22 protein-coding genes are annotated in these 26,021 nt (G+C 66.5%); 11 read left to right on the top strand and 11 right to left on the bottom strand.

Annotated elements, in window-relative coordinates:
• Positions 1-66: 66 nt before the first annotated feature.
• Positions 67-2,523 carry an HAD-IC family P-type ATPase gene (locus ACFC4D_RS19750; protein ID WP_376065193.1) on the bottom strand — a complete coding sequence of 819 codons (2,457 nt, stop codon included), beginning with the start codon at positions 2,521-2,523 and terminating at the stop codon, positions 67-69.
• Between the two features lie 209 nt (positions 2,524-2,732).
• Here ACFC4D_RS19750 and rarD point away from each other — a divergent pair, with 209 nt between their 5' ends.
• Positions 2,733-3,593, top strand: a complete 861-nt coding sequence (gene rarD, locus ACFC4D_RS19745; RefSeq protein ID WP_375968240.1) for an EamA family transporter RarD — start codon at positions 2,733-2,735, stop codon at positions 3,591-3,593.
• Here the strand turns inward: rarD and ACFC4D_RS19740 are convergent.
• Entirely contained in the window at positions 3,550-4,020 is a 471-nt protein-coding gene (locus tag ACFC4D_RS19740; protein ID WP_376065192.1) for a GtrA family protein, read from the bottom strand. The two genes, rarD and ACFC4D_RS19740, sit on opposite strands and share 44 nt — an antisense overlap.
• A gap of 96 nt (positions 4,021-4,116) precedes the next feature.
• Between ACFC4D_RS19740 and ACFC4D_RS19735 the strand changes: the two genes are divergently transcribed.
• Complete coding sequence (locus ACFC4D_RS19735) at positions 4,117-4,773, top strand: SRPBCC family protein (protein WP_375968057.1); 657 nt, start codon at positions 4,117-4,119, stop codon at positions 4,771-4,773.
• Positions 4,773-5,177 carry an ArsR/SmtB family transcription factor gene (locus ACFC4D_RS19730; RefSeq protein ID WP_375968056.1) on the top strand — a complete coding sequence of 135 codons (405 nt, stop codon included), beginning with the start codon at positions 4,773-4,775 and terminating at the stop codon, positions 5,175-5,177. Before ACFC4D_RS19735 ends, ACFC4D_RS19730 begins: the two co-directional genes overlap by 1 nt.
• An 87-nt stretch (positions 5,178-5,264) precedes the next feature.
• Here ACFC4D_RS19730 and ACFC4D_RS19725 read toward each other — a convergent pair whose 3' ends face one another.
• The 3 genes from ACFC4D_RS19725 to ACFC4D_RS19715 are packed head-to-tail and all read right to left on the bottom strand — an operon-like array spanning position 5,265 to position 8,000.
• Positions 5,265-6,317 carry an ABC transporter substrate-binding protein gene (locus ACFC4D_RS19725; RefSeq protein WP_376065190.1) on the bottom strand — a complete coding sequence of 351 codons (1,053 nt, stop codon included), beginning with the start codon at positions 6,315-6,317 and terminating at the stop codon, positions 5,265-5,267.
• Between the two features lie 2 nt (positions 6,318-6,319).
• Positions 6,320-7,204 (bottom strand): ABC transporter permease, encoded by an 885-nt coding sequence (locus ACFC4D_RS19720; RefSeq protein ID WP_364643558.1) that lies wholly within the window; start codon positions 7,202-7,204, stop codon positions 6,320-6,322.
• Positions 7,194-8,000 (bottom strand): ABC transporter ATP-binding protein, encoded by an 807-nt coding sequence (locus ACFC4D_RS19715; protein ID WP_375968054.1) that lies wholly within the window; start codon positions 7,998-8,000, stop codon positions 7,194-7,196. Before ACFC4D_RS19715 ends, ACFC4D_RS19720 begins: the two co-directional genes overlap by 11 nt.
• Positions 8,001-8,162: 162 nt before the next feature.
• Between ACFC4D_RS19715 and ACFC4D_RS19710 the strand changes: the two genes are divergently transcribed.
• The 4 genes from ACFC4D_RS19710 (at position 8,163) to ACFC4D_RS19695 (ending at position 11,500) form a co-directional block, all read left to right on the top strand.
• On the top strand, positions 8,163-9,998 hold the full coding sequence (locus ACFC4D_RS19710; protein WP_376065188.1) for an ATP-binding protein: 1,836 nt from the start codon (positions 8,163-8,165) through the stop codon (positions 9,996-9,998).
• The gene (locus ACFC4D_RS19705) at positions 9,980-10,657 is read left to right on the top strand and encodes a response regulator (protein WP_376065187.1); all 678 of its coding nucleotides are present in this window, start codon (positions 9,980-9,982) and stop codon (positions 10,655-10,657) included. Before ACFC4D_RS19710 ends, ACFC4D_RS19705 begins: the two co-directional genes overlap by 19 nt.
• A gap of 30 nt (positions 10,658-10,687) precedes the next feature.
• On the top strand, positions 10,688-10,933 hold the full coding sequence (locus ACFC4D_RS19700; RefSeq protein WP_376065184.1) for a hypothetical protein: 246 nt from the start codon (positions 10,688-10,690) through the stop codon (positions 10,931-10,933).
• Between the two features lie 165 nt (positions 10,934-11,098).
• Positions 11,099-11,500: a VOC family protein gene (locus ACFC4D_RS19695; RefSeq protein ID WP_376065548.1), complete on the top strand. Its 402-nt coding sequence runs from the start codon at positions 11,099-11,101 to the stop codon at positions 11,498-11,500.
• 25 nt (positions 11,501-11,525) lie between these two features.
• Here ACFC4D_RS19695 and ACFC4D_RS19690 read toward each other — a convergent pair whose 3' ends face one another.
• A complete protein-coding gene (locus tag ACFC4D_RS19690; protein ID WP_376065546.1) occupies positions 11,526-12,167 on the bottom strand; it encodes a class I SAM-dependent methyltransferase in 642 nt (213 codons plus the stop codon).
• A gap of 16 nt (positions 12,168-12,183) precedes the next feature.
• The gene (locus tag ACFC4D_RS19685) at positions 12,184-13,578 is read right to left on the bottom strand and encodes an alpha/beta hydrolase family protein (RefSeq protein WP_376065182.1); all 1,395 of its coding nucleotides are present in this window, start codon (positions 13,576-13,578) and stop codon (positions 12,184-12,186) included.
• A gap of 129 nt (positions 13,579-13,707) precedes the next feature.
• On the opposite strand from ACFC4D_RS19685, the gene ACFC4D_RS19680 reads away from it, so the two are divergent.
• A complete protein-coding gene (locus ACFC4D_RS19680; RefSeq protein ID WP_376065179.1) occupies positions 13,708-14,958 on the top strand; it encodes a serine hydrolase domain-containing protein in 1,251 nt (416 codons plus the stop codon).
• A gap of 23 nt (positions 14,959-14,981) precedes the next feature.
• On the opposite strand, the gene ACFC4D_RS19675 is transcribed toward ACFC4D_RS19680, so the two are convergent.
• On the bottom strand, positions 14,982-15,503 hold the full coding sequence (locus ACFC4D_RS19675) for an STM3941 family protein (protein ID WP_375968047.1): 522 nt from the start codon (positions 15,501-15,503) through the stop codon (positions 14,982-14,984).
• 96 nt (positions 15,504-15,599) lie between these two features.
• Here ACFC4D_RS19675 and ACFC4D_RS19670 point away from each other — a divergent pair, with 96 nt between their 5' ends.
• The 3 genes from ACFC4D_RS19670 (at position 15,600) to ACFC4D_RS19660 (ending at position 21,383) form a co-directional block, all read left to right on the top strand.
• Positions 15,600-16,481, top strand: coding sequence for a DMT family transporter (locus tag ACFC4D_RS19670; protein WP_376065178.1), 882 nt, complete (start codon positions 15,600-15,602; stop codon positions 16,479-16,481).
• A 101-nt stretch (positions 16,482-16,582) separates the two neighbouring features.
• Positions 16,583-20,131: a DNA polymerase III subunit alpha gene (gene dnaE / locus ACFC4D_RS19665; protein WP_375968045.1), complete on the top strand. Its 3,549-nt coding sequence runs from the start codon at positions 16,583-16,585 to the stop codon at positions 20,129-20,131.
• 163 nt (positions 20,132-20,294) lie between these two features.
• Complete coding sequence (locus ACFC4D_RS19660; RefSeq protein WP_376065543.1) at positions 20,295-21,383, top strand: cellulase family glycosylhydrolase; 1,089 nt, start codon at positions 20,295-20,297, stop codon at positions 21,381-21,383.
• On the opposite strand, the gene ACFC4D_RS19655 is transcribed toward ACFC4D_RS19660, so the two are convergent.
• The 3 genes from ACFC4D_RS19655 to ACFC4D_RS19645 are packed head-to-tail and all read right to left on the bottom strand — an operon-like array spanning position 21,384 to position 26,021.
• Positions 21,384-23,051, bottom strand: a complete 1,668-nt coding sequence (locus tag ACFC4D_RS19655) for an ArnT family glycosyltransferase (protein ID WP_376065175.1) — start codon at positions 23,049-23,051, stop codon at positions 21,384-21,386.
• On the bottom strand, positions 23,048-24,520 hold the full coding sequence (locus ACFC4D_RS19650) for a glycosyltransferase (protein ID WP_375968043.1): 1,473 nt from the start codon (positions 24,518-24,520) through the stop codon (positions 23,048-23,050). Before ACFC4D_RS19650 ends, ACFC4D_RS19655 begins: the two co-directional genes overlap by 4 nt.
• Positions 24,510-26,021 (bottom strand): hypothetical protein, encoded by a 1,512-nt coding sequence (locus tag ACFC4D_RS19645; protein ID WP_376065172.1) that lies wholly within the window; start codon positions 26,019-26,021, stop codon positions 24,510-24,512. The genes ACFC4D_RS19650 and ACFC4D_RS19645 overlap by 11 nt, the downstream gene beginning before the upstream one ends.

The following is a 26,021-nucleotide window of genomic DNA, read 5'->3' as shown; positions in this document are numbered from 1 at the left end:
ATGTTTAACAGAACGGCGGCGCACCGCATCGGTGCGCCGCCGCCGTGACTCGGAATGCGGTGAAGATCAGTCGTTTTCGCCGGGGGAGCCGGGCAGCAGATGCGGTGTCTCGCCCTGCAATTTGGCGCTCACCCACCACGCCACCTCCACCAGCACGATGCCGATCGCACCGCAGATGATCGCCGAAGTGGTGAGCGCGATATTGCTCGGATCCAGTTTGAAGAAGTGCCGGGTGAACGGCACCGCGAACAGAATCAGGTATCCGGCAACGGAACCCGCGATGAGCAGCATCTTCCACCTGTTCCACGGCCGCGCCACGATGGCCAGCACCCATACCGCGATGATCAGCAGCGTGATGAGCGCGGTGGTGCCCGCCTGCACCTTCGCGGTCTCGCCCGCATCGGGTCCCTTGTACGCGATCAGATACGCGATGAAGGTCATCACGCCGATCACCAGACCGGACGGAATCGCCAATCGCATGACGCGCCCGACGAATCCGGTGCGCGCGCGTTCGTTGTTCGGCGCGAGCGAGAGGATGAACGCCGGAATGCCGATGGTGAACCAGGCCGCGATCGTCACGTGCCGGGGCAGGAACGGATACCCGATCGCCTTGTAGTGGAAGATCTGCGAACCGATGCCCGCGATGCCGACCAGGAAGGCCAGCACCACCGAGTAGACGGTCTTGGTGAGGAACAGATTCGAGACGCGCTCGATATTGCCGATCACCCGGCGGCCCTCGCCGACCACGTACGGCAGCGTCGCGAACCTGTTGTCCAGCAACACGATCTGCGCCACCGAACGGGTGGCCGGGCTGCCCGAACCCATGGCGACGCCGATATCGGCGTCCTTGAGCGCGAGTACATCGTTCACGCCGTCACCGGTCATGGCGACGGTATGCCCGCGCGATTGCAGCGCGGAAACCATGGCGCGCTTCTGATCCGGGCGCACCCGGCCGAAGACGGTCTTGTGATCGAGTACGTCGGCGAGTTCGTTCTGATCGGTCGGCAGCTTGCGCGCGTCGACCGGATCGTCACCGCCCGCCAGGCCGAGCGAGGCCGCGACCGCGCCGACGGAGACGGCATTGTCACCGGAGATGACCTTGGTCGCCACATGCTGCGATTCGAAGTATTCGAGGGTTTCCTTGGCATCGGGCCGTACCCGCTGCTCCAGCACCACCAGCGCGGCGGGTGTCACCTGACCCGGCGCGTCGGCCGCGTCCACCGGCCGGTCACTGCTGGCCAGCAGCAGTACGCGCAACCCCTTGGCCCCGATTTCCTGTGCGACGGCGGCGGTTTCGGAATCGGAGTCCAACAGCACATCCGGCGCGCCGAGCAGCCAGTTGCCATGCTCCCCGTAGGAGAACCCGCTCCATTTCTTGGCCGAGGAGAACGGCGCGATCCCGGTCGGCTTCCATCCGGGCTTATCCGGGAGCGCCTCGGCGATGGCCGCCACGCTCGCGTTCGGGCGCGGATCGTCACCGGCCATGGCGGCGAGCACCTGCCGCAATTCCTCGGAGGCGGTGGATGATTCGCCCTCGGGCGCGGATCCGTCCGCGGCGATGGCCCGAATCTCGCTGAGCCGCATACCGTTCTCGGTGAGCGTGCCGGTCTTGTCCGCGCACACCACGTCCACCCGTGCCAGACCCTCGATGGCGGGCAGTTCCTGCACCAGGCACTGCCGCCGCCCGAGCCGGACCACGCCGACCGCGAAGGCGATGGAGGTCATCAGCACCAGGCCCTCGGGCACCATCGGCACCAGCGCCGCGACCATGCCGTTGACGGCGGGCCGCCAGGATTCCTTACTGGAGACCAGCTGGTTGTAGATGGACAGCAGGCCCGCCGGGATCAGCAGGTAGGTGATGACCTTGAGAATGGTGTCGATGCCATTGCGCAGTTCGGATTTGACCAGGGTGAATTTGCTGGCCTCATCGGCGAGTTTGGCGGCGTAGGCGTCCTTGCCGACCTTGGTGGCCCGGTACGCGCCGCTGCCCGAGACCACGAAGCTGCCCGACATGACCGGGGCCGCAACGGTTTTGTCGATCGGATCGGCTTCACCGGTGAGCAGTGATTCGTCGACCTCGAGCAGTTCGGCTTCGATGACCTCGCCGTCGACCACGATCTGATCGCCGGGTCCGAGCTCGATGATGTCGTCGAGCACGATCTCCTGCGGTGCGACCGCGGTGGCCTTGCCCTCGCGCCGCACCACCGGTTGCGCCTGGCCGACGATGGCCAGTTCGTCCAGGGTCTTCTTGGCGCGCAGCTCCTGAATGATGCCGACCGCGCTGTTCGCGACGATGAGCAGTCCGAACATGCCGTCGATGATCGATCCGGTCGCGATCACCAGGACGAAAAGCACGCTGAGGATGGCGTTGATGCGCGTGAAGATATTCGCCTTGACGATATCTCGCACCGAGCGGGAGGCCCGCTCGGGAACATCATTGGTGAGCCCGTCGCGCCGTCTTTGCTCCACCTCCGCTGAGGTGAGCCCGGTCGCGGGCGTCGCTGCCTGTGCGGTGATCGACATGATTCACAGCCTAGAGGTTTGCGTGCGGTTAGCCGGGTTTGCCCAGGTAAGCCGGAAGCGCGTCGGCGAGCGGGACTTATAAGGCGAATATCCGATAGTCGCCTGGTCGTTGCACAGGCTAACGTTGATGGGTGCCAGACAGACCCGCCGCCGCCCAGGCGGATGCCGCGCGATCCAGCCGTGTCAGCACCGGGCGCTCGGCGGGTCAGGTGGGCGTCGCCTTCGGATTCGGCGCGTACTTCATGTGGGGCCTGTTTCCGGCGTTCTTCGGCCTGCTGAAATTCGCGAGCCCCGTCGAGGTGCTGGCCGAGCGGATTCTGTGGACCCTGGGCGTGGCGCTGCTGCTCCTGCTGATCTCCGGCCGACTGCGCGAGTTGCGCGGTATCGATGCCCGCACCTGGTGGCTGGCGGCGGCGGCTTCGCTTGCGCTGTCCATCAATTGGGGCGTGTACGTCTACGGCGTCATGTCCGAACAGGTCGTGCAGTGCGCGCTCGGCTACTTCATCAATCCGCTGGTGACGGTTGCGTTCGGCGTCATCATCTTTCGGGAGCGGCTGCGCCGGGTGCAGTGGCTCGCACTGGCTCTGGGCGCGACCGCGGTGATCGTGCTGACCATCGACTACGGCCGCCCGCCGTGGATCGCGTTGATCCTGGCCTGTTCCTTCGCCACCTACGGCCTCATCAAGAAGGTGATCCGGCTCGATGCCCTGCCCGGCCTTGCCGCGGAAGGTATTTCGGCCGCGCCGTTCGCCGTGATCGCCGTGGTGGTGCTCGCCGTCACCGGTAACGCCACCTTCGGTTCCAGCGTCTCGCATTCGGCGCTGCTGATGATCTCCGGCCCGGTCACCCTGATACCGCTGCTGTGCTTCGCACTGGCCGCACCGCGAGTCCCCTTGTCCACCATGGGAATCCTGCAGTATCTGACCCCGGCGCTACAGCTGACCTGGGGTGTGGCGATCGGTCACGAGGATATGCCCGCCTCGCGCTGGGCCGGTTTCGCGCTCATCTGGCTGGCCCTGGCCATCTTCACGGTCGATGCATTGCGCCGCGGAAGACGAGCCAGCGCATAGCCGCGTACATATAGATGCCCTCGCCGATGCCGCCCGCCACCCGGGCGAGCTGATATTCGACGCCGATGGTGGCCAATCCGCTGGTGACGCCCAGGATGAAGACCAGGTAGTTCACCACGACCACGACGACATAGATGGTGAGCTGCGGTCCGACCGCGGCGTGCGAGGAGAAGTTCAGCGTGCGGTTCAGCACATAGCTCAAACCGAACGCGGTGATGTAGCCGGTGGTGACCGCGACCGGCAGCGGTGTGCCGAGGGTGCCGTGCAAGAGGGTGAGCACGATCATGTCGGCCGTGAAGCACACCGCGCTGATCAGCAGATAGCCCACGACGGTCGGTGGCGCGAAGCGTTCGAGCCCGAACGGCAGGCGGTCGGAGATGCCCGCGCACAGGCGGTGGAACCAGGTATCGGGCAGAACCTTGTGCACGAGATCAAGATGCCATCGCGAGATGGCGGCCAGGTTAGCGGCGAGCCAACTCGACGCCGGGTAGTATAAGTTCACACTTATATAAAGGAGGATGATATGGCCCTGCTCGAAGACCCGATCGCCGTCGCCGGACTGGTCGTGCGCGAGGTGCGGACCGGTGCGCGGGACGGTAAGCCGACCCGCACCGCCGTCGCCCGCCGCGTCTACGCCACCGATCAGGCCGATCTCTGGGACGCGCTCACCAACCCGGAACGGCTGCCGCGCTGGTTCCTGCCGGTGACCGGTGAGCTGAAGCCCGGCGGCCGCTATCAGACCCAGGGCAATGCGGGCGGGCTCATCGAGGAGTGCGAGGCTCCGGAGCGCTTCGCGGTGACCTGGGAAATGGGTCCCGTCACATCGTGGCTGACCATCGGCCTCACCCCCGACGGCGATGGCACCGCATTGGAACTGGTGCACGAGGCTCCGGTCGACCCCGAATTCTGGACGCAGTACGGCCCGGGCGCGGTCGGCGTCGGCTGGGATCTGTCGCTGATGGCCCTGGGCCTGCACATCGACTCCGGCGCATCGGTGGATCCGGCTGCGGGACTGGCCTTTCCGACCACCCCGCCCGGCATCGAATTCGTGAGCGCGGCCGCCGAGGGCTGGGCCGCGGCCGCCATCGCCGACGGTGACGATCCCGTCGTAGCCCGTGCGGCGCGGGACAATACGATCACCTTCTACACGGTCGAGCCGGAGGGCAGCGCGGAATCCTGATGGCCACATCCCCGGCGAGAATCTTCGACGCCCTCGGCGATCCGGTGCGCCGCTTCATCCTGGAACTGGTGGGTGCGGGCGAACTCCCCGCCGGGGCGATTGTCGCCGCGGCGCAACGGTTCACCTCGATTTCGCAGCCCGGGGTCTCCCAGCATCTCAAGGTATTGCGCGAGGCCGGACTGCTCACCGTGCGCGCCGAAGGCACCCGCCGGATCTACGCCATCGATCCCGAGGCCACCCGGGCGGCCCGCGAGTGGCTCGCGGCGCTGACCGTGCAGCCGTTCGCGCAACCGCTGGACGCGCTCGCCACCGAGATCGCGCGCGGGCAGCGGGAGCGCCGGAATGTGCATCCGGGCAAGAGTATTCGCGATGAACCTCCCGGCCGGGACGCCCGCTACGGCTGACCGGCGTCCGAATATCGAAGTGCCCCGTGCGGATCCCGCATCCCCCTCATCGGATGCGCGGTCGCACGGGGCTTTTCGGATCGGGCGCTACTGCGCGGCGGGCCGCAGCGCCTGTTCCACGAACCGATTGGTGTAGGTGGCATCGAGATCGATGCGATCCCGCACCGGCTTCACATTGCGCGAGTACTGCCCCAGAATCCGCAGCACGTTCTCCGCGCCTTCGCGTTTCATCAGCCCGTCACCGTTGAACATGCTGATCGAATCGCCGACCGACTTCACATACAGCGCGGGATCGCCGCCCGCGTACTGCGATGGCATCTTCGCCGCGATCTCCTGCGGTGAATGCGCCTTGATCCACTGCAGGGTCTGCACGAACGAGGTGACCAGCTTCTGCACGATCTCCGGATGGCTGTCCACGGTCTCGCAGCGCATATACAGCGAGGCGGCCGGATACAGTCCGCCCAGCGCGGCCCGGGTGCCCTGTTCATTGCGCATATCGATGAGCACCTGGGCATCACCGGAGCTGACCATCTTGGCGACGGTCGGATCGGTGGTCATGCCCGCGTCGATGCCATTGTGGTTCATACCCGCGATGAAGGTCTGTCCCGCACCGACTTTCACCCGCGTGTAGTCCGAGGTGCTCAGGCCCTCCTGCCCGGCCAGCGCCTGGGTGAGGAAGTCGGTGGAGGATCCCAGCGAGGTGACACCGAGGTTGCGACCCGCGAAGTCCTTGGGGGAGCGGATGGTTCCCGCGTCCGCGGTGGACACCAGCTCCACTTCGCCCGGCACATCGGCGAATTGGACCACGGTGCGCAGGCATTGATCCTTGGCCTGCAGATCGATGGTGTGATCGTAGAATCCGACCACGGCCTGCACATCGCCGGTGAGCAGCGCGGTTTCGGCGGTCGCGCCGGACTGTTCGCCGAGCAGTGTCACATCGATGTCATTGCGTTCGAAATTGCCGAGCTGCTGGGTCAGCATGGCGGGCAGGTAGATCACCTTCTCCAGACCGCCCGCCATGATGGTGAGCTGCGGTCGCCCGTTCGCGGTCGGAATGGTGCGCGAATCACGACAGCCGGTCGCCAGCAGCAGCGAGGAGACGGCGAGCAGAATGAGCGCCAGGCTCTTGCGGTAGCGCATGCTCACATCCCGCCGTGGCCCGCGGCCGCCTGCGACGGACGCCATTTCAGCAGGCGTCCCTCGGCCAGGCCGATGATCCACTCCGCGACCAGCGCCACCACGGTGATGACGATCATGCCCGCGTAGATGCCCGCCGCGTCGAAGGTGCCCTGCGCGTTCGAGATGAGCAGGCCCAAACCCTTGCTGGCACCGGCGTATTCGCCGACCACTGCGCCGATGAGCGCGAAACCGAAGGCGGTGTGCAGGCTGGACAGAATCCAGGTGGTGGCGCTCGGCAGCACGATCGAGGTGAGCACCTGGCGCTTGGACGCGCCCAGGATGCGGGCATTGTTGATCACATTGCCGTCCACCTCGCGAGCACCGGTGAAGGCGTTGAAGAACACCGCGAAGAACACCAGCACCACGACGGTCGCCACCTTGGAGCTCAGGCCCAGGCCGAACCAGATGATGAACAGCGATGCCAGCACGATGCGCGGAACGGCGTTGAGCGCCTTGATGAATGGCGCGAGCACATCGGCCCAGTACCGGCTACGGCCCAGCAGCACACCCAGCACCACACCGGCTACGGTGCCGATGACGAAGCCCAGCACCGCTTCCTGCACCGTGGTGTAGAGCTGCAACCAGATGGATCCGAATTGCGTGCCCTCGGTGAACCATTCGACGAGCCGGTCCCAGATGAGCGAGGGCTTGGAGTAGAAGAACGGATCGATCCACAGCGAGGCGGTCAGCTCCCAGGACCCCAGCCACAGCACGACCAGCAGGGCGCGCAGGCTCCAGGTGCGAATCTTGTTCTTGCGCGCCTGATTACGCACCCGGGTGAGGATCTGCTCCTCGGATTCGAAAACCGGTGTGGCGGCGACATTCTGCGGCAGGACATCAAGCGACACGGGAGGCTCCCTTACTACGTGCCGCCTCGACCTGATCGCGCAGCGTTTCCCAGATTTCCTTGTAGAGATCGCGGAACTCCTCGGTGAGCCGCACCTCCTCGACATCGCGCGGCCGCTCCAGGCTCACCGTGAAATCACCGCATACCGTTGCGGGAGAAGCGGTCATGACGACGACCCGATCGGCGAGGGCGATGGCCTCCTCCAGGTCGTGCGTCACGAAGATGACCGCCGCGTTCGTCCCGGACCACACCCGCAGCAGTTCGTCCTGCATGAGCTGACGGGTCTGCACGTCCAGCGCGCTGAACGGCTCATCCATGAGAATGATCTCGGGATCGTTCACCAGCGTCTGCGCCAGCGACACCCGCTTGCGCATGCCGCCGGAGAGCTGATGGGGGTAGTACCCCTCGAACCCGGCCAGCCCGACCGTGCGCACCCAGGCGGCGGCGCGCTCGCGGGCGGCCTTCTTGGGCACGCCCCGGAAGGCCGGGCCCAGGGCCACGTTGTCCAGCACCGTCTTCCACGGCAGCACCGCGTCCTGCTGGAACATGTAGCCGACGCCGTCCGGAATGCCGCGCACATCCGCGCCGCGCACCAGAGTCCTTCCGGCCGAGGCGGGTTCGAGTCCGGAGACCAGCGACAGCGTGGTGGACTTGCCACAGCCGGTCGGGCCGACCACGGCGACGAACTCGCCGGGCGCGACGGTGAAGTTCAGGTCGCGCACCGCGGTGTGAATGCCACCGTTCGTCCCGGGGAAGCGCTTGGTCGCGCCCCTGAGCTCAATCAGCGGATCTGTCATTGCCACTCCTGTATTCCTGCCGCGTCCCTGCGGCGTTGGACAGAAGTTACGTGTCCCGGGTCACACCGGACCCGGTTGTGCGCGCTACCCGCACAAGCAGCGATTCGGACGTTTCGCGCATTCTGCTCATGCGTTTGCCGGGGGTTCTCTACACTGTCGCCCGTGTTCTCGCTCGGCCCCCGCTCGGTTCGTCTCCGAACCCAGATCGTGCTGTTGCAGGTCGCGGTGGTCGGATTGACGCTGGGCCTGGCATTCGGCGTATTCGCGTACGTCAGCGGACAGCGGCTGTCGGGGGAGTACGGCGAAAGGGCGCTTGCCATCGCGCGCACGGTCGCCTCGGATCCGGTGGTGCGGACCGAGGTCGCACGTTATAGCAATTCCGCATTGCCGACCGGACCGCAACTCGAAGACGAGCTCGCCGAGGGCGAATTGGCGCATATCGCCGATGACGCGCGCTTGCGCACCGGAGCGTTATTCGTGGTCATCACCGATGACGCGGGCCTGCGGCTGGCGCATCCGGACCGCACCCGGCTCGGCGAGATGGTCAGCACCGACCCATCCAAGGCGCTCGCCGGCGGTGAGGTGGTGATTCGCGAACACGGGACGCTCGGTGAATCCGTGCGCGCGAAAGTGCCTGTGCTCGAACGCGGTACCGGTCGCGTGGTCGGTGAGGTGAGCGTGGGCATCTCCACCACGGCCGTGCGCGAACAGCTGCTGCGCGATCTGCGCCGGGCCGGACTGCTGATCGGCGGCGCACTGCTGGCGGGTATCGCCGGATCGGTATTGCTGGCTCGTCGCTGGCACGGGCTGACCCTGGGCCTGGAACCGTCGGAACTCGCCGAACTGGTCCGCGAACAGGATGCCGTGCTGCACGGCATCGGTGAAGGCGTGGTCGCCGCCGATGCCGCCTGGCGCGTCACCGTCAGCAATGACGAGGCCCGCCGCCTGCTCGGCATCACCGCCGCCCCCGGCGCGGATATCGACGCCATCGGCCTGACTCCCCGTGTGCTGCAAGCCTTCCGGTCCGCCGACGGCCAACCCGTGCAGGCCGCGGTGGGGGAGCGCATCGTCGTCGTCACCGCCCGCACGGTCACCCGGGACGGCCGCCCGCTCGGTGCGGTCCTGAGCGTCCGCGACCGCACCGATGTGGAATCCCTTACCCGCCAATTGGATGCGGTCCGCTCCATGAGCACCGTGCTGCGCGCCCAGCGCCACGAATTCGCCAACCGCCTGCACCTGCTGAGCGGCCTGCTGCACACCGGCCGCTCCGGTGAAGCAGCGAACTACCTCGACGAGCTCCTCGGCTCAGGTCCCCTCGGTGCGGCCCTGCCCGGCATCGACGCCGTCGCCGACCCCTACCTGCAAGCCTTCCTATCCGCCAAAGCCGCCCATGCCCGCGAGAAGGGCGTCCACCTCCGCCTCGGCCCCAACACCTGGGTGACCGCGAATCTCGCTGCGCCGGTGGATGTCACGACGGTGCTGGGGAACCTTCTCGACAACGCCATCGACGCGGCGGCCGAGCAGCTCGTCACTGATGGGGGTGCGCAATCCACCGCTGTCGGTGGTTCGGTGCGAGCGAGCGCCGATGCGGTGATCACCGAGCGCGGTCACGAACCGGGGGATGATCCGGACGTATCGCCGGTCGTCGAAGTGGAGTTGGTGCAGGAGGGCGACACGCTGCACATCGCGGTCGCGGACAGCGGTGCCGGGGTGACCGCGGAATTGGTGGATTCGATTTTCGTAGAAGGGGTTTCGACGCGTTCCGGCGGGGATGTACCCGGTGGGCGCGGGGTGGGGCTGGCGCTGTCCCGTCAGGTGGCGCGGGCGCGCGGGGGCGAGGTTCGGCTCGCGCATCCGGGTGGCGTCGCCGCGAGTACCGGGGAATCCGGTGCGGGGGAGTCGGCGGAATCGGAAAGACCGCTGCGGGGAGCGGAGTTCATTGCCCGGTTGCCGGGTGTGCTGATCGAGGGAGAACCGGCGTGGGCCGCGGAGAACTGAAGGTCCTGGTGGTCGACGATGACTTCCGGGTGGCGAATATGCATGCCGGAATCGTCTCGGCGCTACCGGGATTCACTGTCGGGGCGGTCGCCAACACCTTGGCCGCCGCGCGGGCCGAGATCGAGCGGGCCGCGTTCGATCTGGCGCTGGTCGATGTCTATCTGCCCGATGGTTCCGGGGTGGAGCTGGTGCGCGAGATTCGGTTCGACGCCATGATGCTCACGGCCGCAACCGAATCCGAGACGGTGCGCGGGGCGCTGGCGGCGGGTGCGCTGGGCTATCTGGTGAAACCGTTCGATCATGCCGCGCTGGCTGCCCGGCTGGCCGGATACGCCCGCTATCGCCGCATACTGTCGGCCCCGGAGATCGGGGCGGCCGAGGTCGATGCCGCGCTGCTGGCGCTGCGGCCCAGTGCGCTGCCGAGCAGTGCCGCATCCCAGGCGGCGGCGGTTGCCTCGCCGACGAAAGACCTTGTCCTGCAAGCCGTCCAGCGGGCCACCGCGCCCATGTCCGCCGCGCAGGTGTCGGCCGCGATCGGTATTTCGCGCGCCACCGCGCAGCGGTATCTCGCTACGCTGGTGGCCACGGGGGGTCTGCGCATGCAGTTGCGCTACGGCAGCACCGGGCGTCCCGAACAGGAGTATTCCGCCCCTGTCTGAAATGTCCATATATCACTATCCTGCAAACGGATGGTGCACCCCGTCACCGTCCTGGAAGGAAATATCCTCATGCGCAATCGTTTCCGTGCCGGAGTCCTGGCGAGCGCCCTGCTGCTCGCGCCGCTGGCCGCCGTCGCCACCGCCTCCGCGGTTCCGCTGGAACCGGCTCCCGCGCAGAATGCCGATGTCGCGGGGCAGGTCTGCGTCCAGCAGTTCCCGCAGAGCGTGATCTGCCTGCTCAGCACCTTCTCGGCCTCGGCCTCCGCGCAGAAATAAGGGCGTCCCGAAGTTAGCCGATCCGCCGATCGTCCTGTGATGCCTGTCACATGAAGGTTGGCGGATCGCGCTTTTCGCGGCTAACTTCGAGGGTGTGGCGGTGCTCCTGTCGGCCGACTTGCACCGGTCCAGGGTCGGGATCGCCACGGACACAGGAGAATTCCGATAACTATTCAGTTCAACCACACCATTGTCGCGAGCAAGGACAATAGGGAAACCGCCGAATTCTGGGCGGATATCCTCGGGTTGGAAGTCGGTGAGGAGTGGGGTCCATTCATCGCGCTGCCCGTACACAACGGCGTCACCTTCGATTTCGCCGTCAGTCCGCCTGATATCCCGGGCGGCCTGCACCCCACGCACTACGCCTTCCTGGTCTCGGAGGACGAATTCGATTCGGCCTTCGAGAAGATCCAGGAGCGCGGTCTCACCTACTATGCGGATCCGCGCATGCAGGGCGTGAACGAGATCAACCACAATGACGGTGGGCGCGGTATCTATTTCCTGGATCCCAACGGCCACTACATGGAGCTGATCACCGTTCCGTACGGCGGCTGGCCCACGACGTAGTACGCGGCGAGGGGCGTCGGCGATCTCACGCCGAGATCGCCACGCCCCGTGACAGCGCGCCCATGAATTTCGGGGCCATCTTCTCGTAGAAGCGATCCACTTCGCGAATCTCGAAACCCGAATCCTCGATCATCGCGCGAATATCGCGATTCAGATTGCAGCCGCCGAACAGCGTCTGCTGCACCGGATTCAGGCGATGCTGCCATTTCTGGACATCGGCATCGGGTGCGAGTCCGTGTTCGACGAAATGCAATGTGCCGCCGGGCACCAGCACACGCCGCAATTCGGCCAGCGCGGCCTGTGCGTCGGGAATGGTGCACAGCGTCCAGGTGGACAGCGCCGAATCGAAACTATTGTCCGCGAACGGCAGTGCCTGTCCATCCAGTCCGGCTCGCTCGACGGGGACGTTCGCGGCGGCGACCCGCTTGCTTGCCATTTGCCAGCCGCGATCCACCGGCTCCACCGCGGTCACCGAGTCCACCGCGCCCGGATAGAACGGCACATTGCGTCCCGATCCGAACCCGATCTCGACCACCCGCCCGTGCAGGCCCTCGCAGGTCTGCTCGCGCACCGGATCGAGCATCGCCGATCCGCACGACAGATCGATGATCCGGGGGAGAACCTGGTTCTCGTAGATGCCCATACGCTCACTCTTCCAAGGAAATATCCGGTGCGCCAGGGCGCTAGCGCTTGGGCGGGAAGCGCTGGGTCAGCCACGCGGTGTACATATCCAGCACCGCCGGATCGATGGTCGTCTCGATGGTCCCGTACTCGGAGACCAAACCGGTCTTGGTCGGCTGCATCAAATGGTTGAGGCCGTCGAAGACGTGCACGGTGGCATCGGGATCGGCGGCAAGCGCGGTGCGCGCCGGACCTTCGTTCTGGGCCGATGGCACCTGCAGATCCTTGCCGCCGTACACCGCGAGCACCGGAATCCGCAGCGCCGAAAGCGCCGGGGCGGGATCGTAATTCACCAGTGCCAGCATGCTCGGTGTGATGGTGCTGTCCAGCACGTCATCCTTGCTGCGCTGATCGGCGGGCAGTGAATCATTGTGCGCGTGCGCGTATTTCCGCGCGGCCTCCACATCGCCGCCGCGCATCACCTCGGTGAGTCCGGTGATGTAGGCGACCTGCGCGTCGACCTGTTCCTGGGTCGCACCGCCCGCGGCCAGGATGAGGCGGTTCTGTTCGATCAGCACCTCGGAGCCGCGCACCGACGGGCCCGCCATCAGAATCGCGAAGGCGATACCGCTGTCCGGCTTGGCCGCGGCCAGTGGTGCGAGGTAGCCGCCCTCGCTGTGGCCCAGCAAACCGATGCGTTTGCCGTCGATCTCCGAACGGCCGCGCAGGAAGCTCACTCCGGCGGCCACGTCATCGGCGAGCTGATCGTAATTCGCCTGATCGATCTTGCCGCCGGTACCGCCGACACCCCGATCGTCGGTGCGCAGCACGGCATATCCCGCACGCGTCAAAGTGTCCGCGATCAGCAGGAACGGTTTGTGCCCGGCGATTTCCTCATTGCGATCCTGCGGTCCGCTGCCGGTGATCAGCACGACGGCGGGATGCGGTCCGGCGCTGCGCGGTTCGGTGAGCGTGCCCGCGATGGTGATATCGCCGCTGCGATAGCTGACATCCTCGGAGTTGTACGGGAACGGCGGTTTCGGCTCCTGCGGGCGATTCAATCCGGCGATCTTGCCGCGCGTCATATTCAGCGGGAACGTCGCGCCGGACTGGCTGAACTCGCCCTTGATGGTGTCCGACCCCTTGTCGAACTTGCCCTTGAACGATGGCGTGCCCGGGAATCCGGTGATGGTCCACGCCACCTGATCCGGATCGGTCTTCACCTCACCCAATTCCTGCGCCGTCACTCCCTGCAGCGGAATGTCGATGGTGGCCTTGCCATCCGGGGTGAAGGTGACCCCGACCGGCAATGGCTGATCCGGGATCTCGATATTTCCGTGCCAGTCCCCGGGGACCCCGGCCGGTGTCGCGGGCGCGTCGTTCTTCGACGCGCAGCCCGCCACCGCCACGGCGACCACGACCAGCACACTCAGTGAAAGAGACCGCAGGGCTCGCATGCCGCCCAGCGTACGCGGGGGTCACACCCGCATTACCGATTCGACACCCCGCATAACCACTGGGCATTCGCGGGTAACTCTCGCCGCCATCCCATTGCCCGGCGCGCCGCGCGCTTCTACCGTGGATCGATGAGCAACGTCGCCATCGCCCACGATCTCGCGGATCTACCCACCGGCGTGGGCGGTTACGCGACCCCCGAATTCGGTCCGCTGGTACGGACTTTCGCCCGTTTCATGGGCGGGGTGCCCGGTGCGGGCGGTGCGCTCACCGTGCATCTGCGCGGTGTCCCGCTGGTGGACATCCAGATCGGCGAATCCGCGCCCGGCACCGCCTGGGACGCCGATACCGGCGCGATCGTGTTCTCCGCCACCAAAGGCATTGCGGCGACGGTCATCCACCGCCTCGCCGATCGCGGTCTCATCGACTACGACACCCCGGTCGCCTACTACTGGCCCGAATTCGCCGCCAATGGCAAAGAGCGAATCACCGTGCGCCAGCTGCTCTCCCATCGCGCCGGGCTGTCCGGCCTGCCGGATATCGCCGCCGGGCTGGACGACATCCTCGATCACCGGCTGATGGAACGGCGCCTGGCCGCCGCCAAGCCGGATCATCTGCGGGGCACTCCGACCTACCACGCCCTCACCTACGGCTGGCTGCTCGCCGGTCTGGCCCGGGCTGTCACCGGCCGCGGTATGGCCGAACTCTTCCGCACCGAGGTCGCGGAACCCCTGGGCACCACCGGCATCCACCTCGGCAGGCCACCGGCGGGTGCGGCCACCACCGCCGCCACCATGCACGGCGGCCGCCTGGCATTCGTCGGCACCACCTATATCTCGCTGGTCCTGGGCCGCGCCTATTCGTTCCCCGGCGCACTCGGCGCTGCGTCCCGCGCACTCTTCCTCCCCGGCCTGGAGGACTTCCTCGAGGGCGACACCCCGCCCATCCTCGACACCGAACTCCCCGCCGGAAACGGCGTCTGCACCGCCACCGGCCTGGCGACCCTCTACGGCGCACTCGCCAACGGCGGCATGCACAACGGCCGCCGCTTCCTGTCACCGCAAACGATCAAAACCATGCGCCACATCGAGACCTACTCCCTCGATCACGCCCTGTTCTACATCCCCATGCTCTGGCATATGGGCTACCACTCCCTGCCGATCCCCGGAGCCCGAGCCGGTTTCGGCCACATCGGCCTCGGCGGTTCCTTCGGCTGGGCCGACCCCAACACCGGCCTCTCGGTCGGCTTCACCCACAACCGCCTCTCCCTGACCGCCCTCTACACGGACCAACTGGCCTCGGCATGGGTGCTGCCGCTGGCGGTGCGGGGCGCTCGATCAACGCGCCGCACCGCCCAGACCCCGGCCCGCCGAGCCGCCTGAGAGCCCTTGCCGAACAAGGGAGTTCAGCCGCGGAGATCCTCGATCCGCAGCGTCGGGCAGTAGCGGCGGATGGTGAGGGCGATATCGTCGACCGAGACCGAGAGGGTCTGCGCGGTGATGGTGAGCGGGCTGTAGCCCAGCGCGGTATTGCTCTGGGCGAGGAGCCGGCCCGCCGGGGAGAGCCCGGCGCTGTGGTTCTCGATGTGGTGCGGGAGTACCTCGAGGGCGTGCTGACGGCCCGTGTGGCGCAGCCGGATTCGTTCGATCTCATGCCAGCCGAGGCTGCGATTGCGGAAGGCCAGCCCCTGGAAGGAGATTGTCAACTGCGGGCTGCGGCGCACGAATTGCACTCCGAGCAGCACGGCGCAGAACCCGAAGAACAGCACCGCGAGCGCACCCCAGATGACCGCCTTCACCCCGCCGAACGCCACCATCGAGATCCCGGTGATCACCAGCGCCACCGCGCACAGCAGCGGAACCAGCAGGCGCGATTGCGAGATGTAGTAGACGGTCGAACCGTCCGTGCTGCGGTCGGACGGCGACATACGAATTCCCTTTGCTCGAACGAGTTCAGTGCGTGATCATCCGCCACCGAGCGCGCCGGTTCAAACGGGGAAAGCCGGGCGCGGCAGACTGGGGGCGTGCAGCTTCCTGTCGGTGCGGTGATTTGTGCGTTTATCGCGGCCCTGTTGTTCGCGGTGTCGGCGGTGGCGCAGCAGAGCGCCGCCGCAGAGGTGCCCGAGGGTGAAGGGCTGATGCGGGCGCTGGTCCGGAATCCGCGATGGTGGGCCGGGATGATCGGGGACGGTGGGGGATTCGCGTTCCAGGTGGCGGCGCTGGCGCTGGGTTCGGTGCTCATCGTGCAGCCGATTCTGGTCAGTGCGCTGGTGTTCGCGTTGCCGATGGCGGCGCGATACAGCGGGCGCAAGACCACGGCGAGCATGTGGGCCAACGCCCTCGCGCTGTCGGTGGCGCTGGCGGTATTCCTGATCGTCGGCGATCCGACCGAAGGGCTGGACAACGCACCCTGGCATCGCTGGCTGTGGCCGCTGGGACTGGTGTTCGGGGTGGTGGCGGCGGGGGTCATCGGCGCGCGGGTGGTGAAAACGCCTGCGCTGCGGGCGCTTCTGCTCGGCGGTGCGGGCGGCACACTGGTGGGTGTGTCGGCGGCCTTGACCGCCAATGTGACCCGGTTGTTCGGGGAGTCGATCAGCTCGGCGCTGACCAGCTGGGAGATCTACGTGCTGGTGCTCACCGGAGTCGGGGGCGTGTACCTGCAGCAGCGCGGGTATCAGGCCGGATCGCTCGCCGCGTGTCTTCCGGCGTTCACGATCGCCGAACCGCTGGTCGCCGCGTTCGTTGGAATCACCGTGCTGGATGAGCGGTTGCGCAGCGGTCCGGTCGGCACCGCGTTCGTGATCGTGGCCGTCCTCGTCATGTGCGTCGCGACCGTCGCGCTCTCGCGGGCGCAGGCGGGCGAACCGCTCGAAGTGTCCGATTCCGCACCGGTTTCGCAGCCCTGAGAGTGACCTTGAACACGACACGCGCAAGGCGAAACGCCGTACGCGCAAGTCACGTCCGCGTGCCTTCGAAACCAGTCGGTGGGGGCGCTTAGGATGTCTGCGTGTCAGCCTCGTCGGGATCATTCGTCCATCTCCACAACCACACCGAGTACTCGATGCTCGACGGCGCGGCGAAGATCACGCCTCTGTTCAAGGAGGCCAAACGGCTGGGCATGACCGCCGTCGGCATGTCCGACCACGGAAACATGTACGGCGCCTCGGAGTTCTACAACTCCGCCAAGGCGCAGGGCGTCAAGCCGATCATCGGCATCGAGGCGTACATCGCGCCCGAATCCCGCTTCAACACCAAGCGCGTGCAGTGGGGCGATCCGTCGCAGAAGAGCGATGACGTCTCCGGTTCGGGCGCGTACACCCATATGACCATGGTCGCGGAGAACGCGCAGGGGCTGCGGAACCTGTTCAAGCTCTCCAGCCTCGCCTCCATCGAGGGTCAGCTCGGCAAGTGGGCGCGTATGGACGCCGACATCATCGCCGAGCACGCCGCGGGCATCATCGCCACCACCGGTTGCCCCTCCGGCGAGGTGCAGACCCGCCTGCGCCTGGGCCAGGAGCGCGAAGCCCTCGAGGCCGCCGCCAAATGGCAGGAGATCTTCGGTCCGGAGAACTTCTTCCTGGAGATCATGGACCACGGCCTGTCCATCGAACGCCGCGTGCGCGAGGGCCTGCTCATGGTCGGCCGCGAGCTGGGCATCCCGCCGCTGGCCACCAATGACTGCCACTACGTGCACGAGACCGATGCGGGCAATCACGAAGCGCTGCTGTGCATTCAGACCGGCAAGACGCTCTCGGACCCCACCCGGTTCAAGTTCGACGGCTCCGGCTACTACCTCAAGTCCGCCGAGGAAATGCGCGCCATCTGGGATGACGAGGTCCCCGGCGCCTGCGATAACACCGTCCTCATCGGCGAGCGCGTGCAGTCCTACGACGAGGTGTGGGCCCCGCGCGACCGCATGCCGATCTTCCCGGTGCCCGAGGGCGAGACCCAGGGCAGCTGGCTGCGGCACGAGGTCATGACCGGTCTGCATCGCCGCTTCCCCAACGGCATTCCGCCGGAATACCTGCCGCGCGCGGACTTCGAACTCGACGTCATCATCGAAATGGGCTTCCCGGCCTACTTCCTCATCGTCGCCGACCTCATCACCTACGCGCGCTCGGTCGGCATCCACGTCGGCCCGGGTCGTGGTTCGGCCGCCGGTTCGCTGGTCGCCTGGTCCATGGGCATCACCAATATCGATCCGATCCCGCACGGGCTGCTCTTCGAGCGCTTCCTCAATCCCGAGCGCGTATCCATGCCCGATATCGATATCGACTTCGACGATCGCCGCCGCGGTGAAATGGTCCGCTACGCCACCGAGAAGTGGGGCAGTGACCGCGTCGCACAGGTGATCACCTTCGGTACCATTAAAACCAAAGCGGCGCTGAAGGATTCGGCGCGCGTCCAGTTCGGTCAGCCCGGTTTCGCCATCGCCGACCAGATCACCAAGGCGCTGCCGCCGCCGATCATGGCCAAGGACATCTCGGTCTCGGGCATCATGGATCCCGAGCACGAGCGGTACAAAGAGGCCGCCGAGGTCCGCGAACTCATCAACAACAATCCGGACGTCGCCAAGATCTACGAGACCGCGCGCGGCCTCGAGGGCCTGATCCGCAACGCGGGCGTGCACGCCTGCGCGGTCATCATGTCGTCCGAACCGCTCACCGACGCCATCCCGGTGTGGAAGCGCGCCCAGGACGGCGCGATCATCACCGGCTGGGACTATCCGTCGTGCGAGGCCATCGGCCTGTTGAAGATGGACTTCCTGGGTCTGCGCAACCTGACCGTCATCGGCGACGCGCTGGTGAACATGAAGGCCAACCGCGGTATCGACCTGGACCTGGACACGCTGCCGCTGGAAGACGCCCCCACCTACGAATTGCTCGCTCGCGGTGACACTCTCGGCGTCTTCCAGCTCGACGGCGGCGCCATGCGCGATCTGCTGCGACGCATGCAGCCGACCGGCTTCGAGGACATCGTCGCCGTGCTCGCGCTGTACCGCCCCGGCCCGATGGGCATGAACGCCCACAACGACTACGCCGATCGCAAGAACGGGCGGCAAGAGGTCAAACCGATTCACCCCGAGCTCGAAGAGCCCCTGAAGGACATTCTGCGTGATACCTACGGCCTGATCGTGTATCAGGAGCAGATCATGCAGATCGCGCAGAAGGTCGCCGGATACTCCCTCGGCCGAGCCGATATCCTGCGCCGCGCCATGGGTAAGAAGAAGGCCTCGGTCCTGGAAGCCGAGTTCGAGGGCTTCGAAGCGGGCATGGTCGAGAACGGTTTCTCCAAACCGGCCGTGAAAGCCCTGTGGGACACCATTCTTCCGTTCGCCGGATACGCGTTCAACAAATCGCACGCCGCCGGCTACGGCCTGGTGTCGTTCTGGACCGCGTACCTCAAGGCCAACTATCCCGCCGAATACATGGCCGGTCTGCTCACCTCCGTCGGTGACGACAAGGACAAGGCCGCGGTCTATCTGGCCGACTGCCGTCGCCTGGGCATTCAGGTGCTGCCGCCGGACGTCAATGAATCCGAGATCGAATTCGCCTCCGTCGGCGGCGATATCCGCTTCGGTATGGGCGCGGTCCGCAATGTCGGCGCGAACGTGGTGTCCTCGATCATCGCCGCGCGCAAGGAGAAGTCGAAGTTCACCGACTTCTCCGACTATCTGAACAAGGTCGACGCCGCCGCCTGCTCCAAGAAGGTCATCGAATCCCTCATCAAGGCGGGCGCTTTCGATTCACTCGGACATCCGCGCAAGGGTCTGCTGCTGGTGCACTCCGATGCCATCGACGCGGTCATGTCGACCAAGAAGGCCGAGGCCATCGGCCAGTTCGACCTGTTCGGCGGGCTGGACGACGATGATTCGATGGCGAGCGTGTTCAATGTGAAGGTCCCCGACGAGGAGTGGGAGACCAAACACAAACTCGCCCTGGAGCGAGAGATGCTGGGCCTGTACGTATCCGGGCATCCGCTCAACGGCGTCGAACACGTGCTCGCGGCCCAGTCCGACACCCAGATCCCGACCATTCTCGACGGTGATGTCAAGGACGGTCAGCAGGTCACCATCGGCGGCATCTTCGCCAGCGTCACCCGCCGCGTCAACAAGAACGGCCTGGCCTGGGCGTCGGCGCAATTGGAAGACCTCAGCGGTGGTATCGAGGTGCTGTTCTTCCCGCAGTCCTATTCGGTCTACGGCATGGATGTCACCGAGGACGCCATCGTACTGGTGAAGGCGCGCGTCTCGGCCCGCGACGATCGCATCTCGCTGATCGCCAATGACCTTGTGGTGCCGGATCTTTCGTCCATCGGCGTGGACAAGCCGATGTCGGTGGTCATTCCGACCCGGCTGTGCACCCCGGATAAGATCAGCGCCCTCAAGCGGGTGCTCAGCAGCCATCCGGGCACCGCGGACGTGCACATCCGCCACGTCGGCTCGCGCGAGCGCACCACCGTGCTGAAAGTCGCTGACAACCTGCGGGTTTCACCGTCCTCGGCGCTCATGGGCGATCTCAAGGCACTGCTCGGCCCCGGCTGCCTGGCGGGCTGAGCCTCCCCGGTTTTACCTGATCACGGCAGTAGGGTGCCGGTAGGCACAGCCGTGATCAGGACCGGAGAGGATGTCCGAGGTGGCTTTTCCGCGCGCTCGACTACTGGCCGCGCTCGCGGCCACCGGCCTGCTCGTCGCCTGCGGGCACAGCGGCCCGCATTCGGTGGTGACCACCTCGCAACCCCGTGCGGCCCGCAGCATTCCGCAACCCCAGGGCGCGCCGTCCGCCCCCAATGCGGTCACCGCCACCCCGGACGGTCTGCGCTTGCGCGGACAGCCGTGGTGGCCCAGCGGATTCAACGGCCCGCAGCTGGCCACCGATTACGCCGTCAATTTCGGCTGCGGGGCCGAGGTCGATCTGGACGCCTTCTTCCGCGCCCTGCCGCCCAACAGCCTCACCCGATTCGCGCTCTTCCAGGCGTTCGTGGTGAACAAGGACACCGGCGAACTCAACTTCAAACCCGCCGACGTGGTGTTCTCGGCGGCCGAGAAGTACGGGCAGATGGTGCTTCCCGTGCTGGCCGCGCAGACCGGCGATTGCGGTGACGAGGTCTACAAACAGCGTCAGTGGTACGTGGACGGCTGGACCAAACTCATCGAGGTGCCCGGACGTTCTGTCATGAGCTACCGGGATTGGGTCAATACCGCCGTGGCCCGCTGGCGCGGCTCCCCGGTGCTGGCGGGCTGGGAACTGGTCGGCGAACCCGAACCGAGCAATTGCGACCACAACCGCTGCGATCTGCGGCATCGCACCTGCCCCGCGGACGCCGCCCAGGTACTGCGCAAGTTCATGGACGACGCCGGGGATATCGTGCGCACCCTGGATCCCCAGCGCCTGCTCTTCGCCGGATACGTCGGCGGCAGCCAATGCGGTATCGCCGGGGACGCGTTCAGCGTACCCAGCGGATCGCGCAATGTGGACGTGACCGAATTCCACGACTACACCGAGGACGGCAACCCGCTCCCCGGTGACGCGGCCAATGGTCTGGCCCGTCGCATCGCGCAGTCCCGGGAACTCGGAAAACCCTTGCTGGTGGGGGAGATCGGCGAATACGCCGGTTCCTGCGACACCCTGGAGAAGCGCGCCGAGATCATGGTGCGGCGCATGGACGGTCAGCGCCGGGCCGGTACCGCGGGCGCGCTCATCTGGGCTTTCGTCCCCGATCCCCGGCATGACGAGTGCACCTACGATGTCGGTCCCGATGATCCGCTCTGGCCGGTAGTCGCCCAGCACACCACCCTCGGCCAGTAATCAGCTGCCGATCACCCGGTACAGCCGCCAATCCGGCTGTCCCGCGCCGTCATTGGGGATCTCCAACTCCAAAGTGGCGATCTGCGCGCCGTTCTCGTACATGCTGGGATAGCGCCGGTTCACCGCGTCGGAGGTGCCGCGACCGGAATTCGGCACCGCCAGAATGTATTTCACCCCGCGATCCAGCGGCCGGTTCAGCACCCGCACGAAATCGCGATCCGAGGGGATGACGAACCGATCCGGCTTCTCCGAGGCGACCAGCACCGCGAACCCGTACACGGTATCCATCACCACCGCACCGCGCGGCAGGTCCAGTGCGTCGAGGTATTCGGCCAGCCGCCGCTCGGTGCGGAAGGTCGCGGCGATCCGCACCTCATCGTTGTATTTGGCGGACACATTGTCCGGGTTCGGGAACAGCACCGCCTCGAGCGAATACTCCTGCACCGCCATCAGCTGATTGTTCATGCCCAGCACCGTGACCGGCAGCGCCGCGATCAACAGCACCGCCGCCAGCGCCGCGCCCGCCAGCGGCCGCCAGGCGCGGGAGGCGATCAGCGGTGCGGCAGGCTCGCGGTCCTCGTACTGCCCGGCCCGCTTGGTCGGCGGGAAACCGTGCGCGGGCGCGATGAGCAGGGTCAGAATCGCCGCCAGCGGAATCGCCGCGATATAGAACCGCAGGAACGCGAACGTGGAACCCATTGCGTAACTGAGCATCTGAAACGCCAGCACCGACCCGAACAGCAGCAGCGGCACCGCCACCTGCCAATCCCGCCGCCGAATGCCCAGCGCACCCGTGATCGGAATCAGCAGCGGCAGCAGCGGAGCCAGAATCAGCATGGCCCCGAGCGAATACTGCATCGCCGCGATCGGATTCCCGGGCCCGCCCGCCCCCGACTGCGTCAGAATCGCGGAATTGCCGTACTGCGAGGTGAATTGCTGAAACGCCTGTCCGGTGATCAGCCAGCTGGTCCCCGCCCACACCACGAACGCCAGCACCACCGGGGCCGTCACCAGCACCAGATCCATTGCCGCCCCGGCGAATCGATGGTCGGCCGCGCGCCGCCGGTAATAGCTGAGCCCGAACACCAGCACCGCCGCGCCCATCGCCGGGGCGAGTGCGTCGTATCTGGTCAGATATCCCAGCCCCAGCGCGATACCGGTGGCCACCAGATCGTGCACCCCGTCGGTGCGCACCCAGCGCATCAGCCGTCGCGCCGCCCAGCACAGGCAGAACAGGAACAGCGCCTCGCTCATCCCATTGCCGCCGTAGAACACCACCATCGGATTGAGCGCGAACACCAGCGTGATGACGATGCGAAGCCACTGCGGCGCACCGCGATCCCCGCCGATACCCCACACCATGACCACCGCGCCCGCCATGAACAGCGAGGTCATCAGCACCCCGGACAGACCCCACCGGGTGATCCCCGCCGACCACTGCGCGAACGCCACGAACGGCAACTGCGCCAGCGAGGTGAGCGGGGTGAATACGAATCCGATGGCGGACAGATGCGGATCCCGGCTCAGAATCGCGGCCTGGGTCGCCGCCACCCGGCTCAGCGCGTCACCGCCCAGATAACCGCGCCCCGCGGTGAGCAGCACACCCACGCACAGATACAGCACCGCCGATACCGCGAAGATCACCCGGGGTGTGCGCACCGCGGTCATTCGGCCGTCTCCTTCGCGGTGCCCAAACCGTGAAAAGTCTTCTCCCAGTACGACGGATTGCGCACCAGCTGCCAGCACCCCTTGGTCGCGGCCACTGCCATGAGCACCCAGTAGGCCGGGGACAGCAGGCACGCCCAGAGCAGATCCGGCCGGCCGTTCTCCCGGCATGCGATCAGATTCATGTACACCGTCGCCGCGTTCCCGAGCACCAGTGCGATCAGCGCCGGGAAGTACACCGCCGCCGGGAACAGCTTCTCGATGAGCCAGGGCTGCCCGAAAATCCAGGTGAGCGTGACGAACCAGAACAGCAGATTCAGGCAGGCGATGATCGGCGTCCCCGCCAGGATCAGGGTGAACCGCAGGAAGCTGACCGGGCCGATCTTGCGCCACAGCTGGACCGGCCGCCGCGCGTGCACCAGCCAGCTCTGCAGGTAGCCCTTGTACCAGCGCGAGCGCTGCCGAATCCAGTTGATCGGATCCGGATTCGCCTCCTCCAGGGTGGTGGAATCGATGACGGCCGTGGAGTAGCCGCGCGCCGCGATCCGCACCCCGAGATCCGCGTCCTCGGTGACGTTGTACGGATCCCACGCCCCGATATCGATGAGCACATTGCGCCGGAAGTGATTCGAGGTGCCGCCCAGCGGAATCGGCGCGGCACTGCGCATCAGCCCGGGCAGCAGGAAGCCGAACCACAACCCGTAATCCATGGTGAACCAGGCGGTCAGTAGATTCTGCCGGGCATTGTGGAACGCCAGCTTGGCCTGAACGCACACCACCGAACGCGGCAGACCCCGGAACGCCGCCACCACCCGCCGCAATTGCAGCGGATCGGGAATGTCCTCGGCGTCGTAGATGGTGACGATATCGCCGGTGGCGGCGTGCAATCCGTAGTTGCACGCCTTCGGCTTGGTGCGCGGATCGGCGGCGGGCACCAGCACGATGGTGATGTGTTCGCTTCCGGCCGTGCCGATTCCGGCCGCGCGGGCGGCATCGATGGTCGGCGCGTCATCCTCTTCGAGCAGTAGCAGCGCCTGCATCCGATCGCGCGGATAGTTCAGTCCGTTCAGCGCGGCGATGAGATCACCGACCACCTCGGGTTCGCCGTAGGCGGGCACCAGGATCGTGTACGGCGGCAGCTGATCATCCGAAAGTGCCAGTGCCTCTTCATCACTCACGGTGAGAATGGCATCGCGCGCCATACCGCGAGTGAAGATCAGCACCCGGTCCACGATCACCGCGATATACCCCAGCGTGCACACCGCCACCAGCACGGTCAGCGTCGTCAGCGGCGCGAAGACCGCGCACACCAGCACGATCAACACCGCGGCGATGACCGTATTGCGTTGCCACGGCAGGAAAGCCACCGAGGCCGAAGCCATCGGATCGTTCTCGCGCAAACCCTGCACGGCGGTGCGCAGCGCATGCTCGCGCTCCTGCGCGGTGGCCAGACCCGGTAGCTCAGCGCTCATTCGCCGCCCCCAATCGCACCATCTCCCGGCCCACCGAGATCAGCATCTCGCCGTCCTTGAGCTCGAGATCGACATCGTCGAGATCGGAATCCGGATCGACATTGACCGCGTTGCCGCGCAGGAACTGGTGCAGCAGATTGTTCAGATTGCTGACCGCCCACGGCTCGGGCTGCGGGAAGGCGGCCTCGGGCAGGTGATTATCGGCCGCGATCAGACTGACCCGCTCCGCTCCGCCCGCACCCTGCCAGTTCCAGCTCAGAAAGCTCCAGCTGAGCAGCCGCTGATCATCGAGGACGGTATTGAGCCGCGCGGTCACCCCGTACCCCAGATCGACCTGCCTGCCCGCGGTGACGCGCGGCTGGATCAGCTCGTACATGGTGAACTGCGGATACCGATCCACATTGTGCGGACTGTCCGAGCGCAGGATATCGACCATGATCCGGCGTCGCCGGGATTCCTTGTCCCACTCCGGATTACCGCGCTCGGCCCGAATCCGCTGCCGCACCCAGGTGGTGTTCGGACCGTAATACCTGGAGGCCCAAGGGTATTGGCGCTCACCCAGCAGGGTCCAGCCGCCCGGTATGGCGGGCGCGTGCGCGATCACCAATCCCGGAATGACCGGACTCGGAACCTTGTACTCCTGCGGCACCGGAATCATCGCGAACAGGGCCGCCGCCACGATCGCGGTCACCGCCGCACTGCGCGACTGCGCCGCCGTGAGCGGGCGCACCGGCCGATTCAACGGCCGCACGTGCGACCAGCCGCGCTGATCCAGATACATGATCGCCGAAACCGCGAACACCGCCGTCACCGGCGGAACCAGTTGGTACACAAGCTGATGCGCGTGCGGGAACACGATGGCCAGCAGCGCCAGCACCAGTGTGCCGACCCCGATCGCCCCGGCCGCCGCCGCCAAGGCCCGCTGCCAGGTGCGCCCCGCCGCGATGGCGGCGGCGATGGTCGCGAACACCAGTGCCGCCATGCCCTCGGCCAGTTTGGTCGCGCCGAACAGCACCGCCATGCCCCGGTAGAACCACGGGAACCCGGCCAGGAACAGCAGCCAGGCGGGCCAGAACCGGAATACCGGCCGCAGCCCGAACATCAGAATGCTCACACTCATCAGGAACAGCGGCGCGGCAATGAGATCCAGGTGCAGCACCTCGTACTCGTACCGGTACCGCAGCACCAGCAGCCCCTGCAGCGCCGCGGTCAGTGCCAGCCCGAGCATGCCGACGATAATGTCGGATTGCCGGTCGTAGATGGGCAATTCATCCTGATGCCGCAGTGCGATGCCGATCGCGGCGAACAGTGCCAGCACCGGCAGCGCGAAGACGAAACCGATATCCGAGCCCTGCCGCACATCCTCGATGAGCTCGGCCCACAGATTCCAGAACGCCCCCACCGTGCAGGCCAGCACCAGCGCGAACCGCGCCACCGTGCGCCACGGTATGGCCCGCCACCAGTGCGCGGACCGCGGGGGAGCCTCCAGGGTGGCCGTCAT

The organism is Nocardia sp. NPDC056000, from assembly GCF_042269265.1.
GTDB lineage: Bacteria > Actinomycetota > Actinomycetes > Mycobacteriales > Mycobacteriaceae > Nocardia.
This window is presented reverse-complemented; position numbering and strand designations above follow the sequence as displayed.

What these genes read in the sequence shown, in the direction of transcription:
- ACFC4D_RS19675 (WP_375968047.1), bottom strand. Translation starts at nt 15,503, where the DNA reads ATGTCGCCGTCCGACCGCAGCACGGACGGTTCGACCGTCTACTACATC.
- ACFC4D_RS19730 (WP_375968056.1), top strand. Translation starts at nt 4,773, where the DNA reads ATGGCCACATCCCCGGCGAGAATCTTCGACGCCCTCGGCGATCCGGTG.
- ACFC4D_RS19655 (WP_376065175.1), bottom strand. Translation starts at nt 23,051, where the DNA reads ATGACCGCGGTGCGCACACCCCGGGTGATCTTCGCGGTATCGGCGGTG.
- ACFC4D_RS19680 (WP_376065179.1), top strand. Translation starts at nt 13,708, where the DNA reads ATGAGCAACGTCGCCATCGCCCACGATCTCGCGGATCTACCCACCGGC.
- ACFC4D_RS19700 (WP_376065184.1), top strand. Translation starts at nt 10,688, where the DNA reads ATGGTGCACCCCGTCACCGTCCTGGAAGGAAATATCCTCATGCGCAAT.
- ACFC4D_RS19650 (WP_375968043.1), bottom strand. Translation starts at nt 24,520, where the DNA reads ATGAGCGCTGAGCTACCGGGTCTGGCCACCGCGCAGGAGCGCGAGCAT.
- ACFC4D_RS19645 (WP_376065172.1), bottom strand. Translation starts at nt 26,021, where the DNA reads ATGACGGCCACCCTGGAGGCTCCCCCGCGGTCCGCGCACTGGTGGCGG.
- ACFC4D_RS19750 (WP_376065193.1), bottom strand. Translation starts at nt 2,523, where the DNA reads ATGTCGATCACCGCACAGGCAGCGACGCCCGCGACCGGGCTCACCTCA.
- ACFC4D_RS19725 (WP_376065190.1), bottom strand. Translation starts at nt 6,317, where the DNA reads ATGCGCTACCGCAAGAGCCTGGCGCTCATTCTGCTCGCCGTCTCCTCG.
- ACFC4D_RS19715 (WP_375968054.1), bottom strand. Translation starts at nt 8,000, where the DNA reads ATGACAGATCCGCTGATTGAGCTCAGGGGCGCGACCAAGCGCTTCCCC.
- ACFC4D_RS19685 (WP_376065182.1), bottom strand. Translation starts at nt 13,578, where the DNA reads ATGCGAGCCCTGCGGTCTCTTTCACTGAGTGTGCTGGTCGTGGTCGCC.
- ACFC4D_RS19735 (WP_375968057.1), top strand. Translation starts at nt 4,117, where the DNA reads ATGGCCCTGCTCGAAGACCCGATCGCCGTCGCCGGACTGGTCGTGCGC.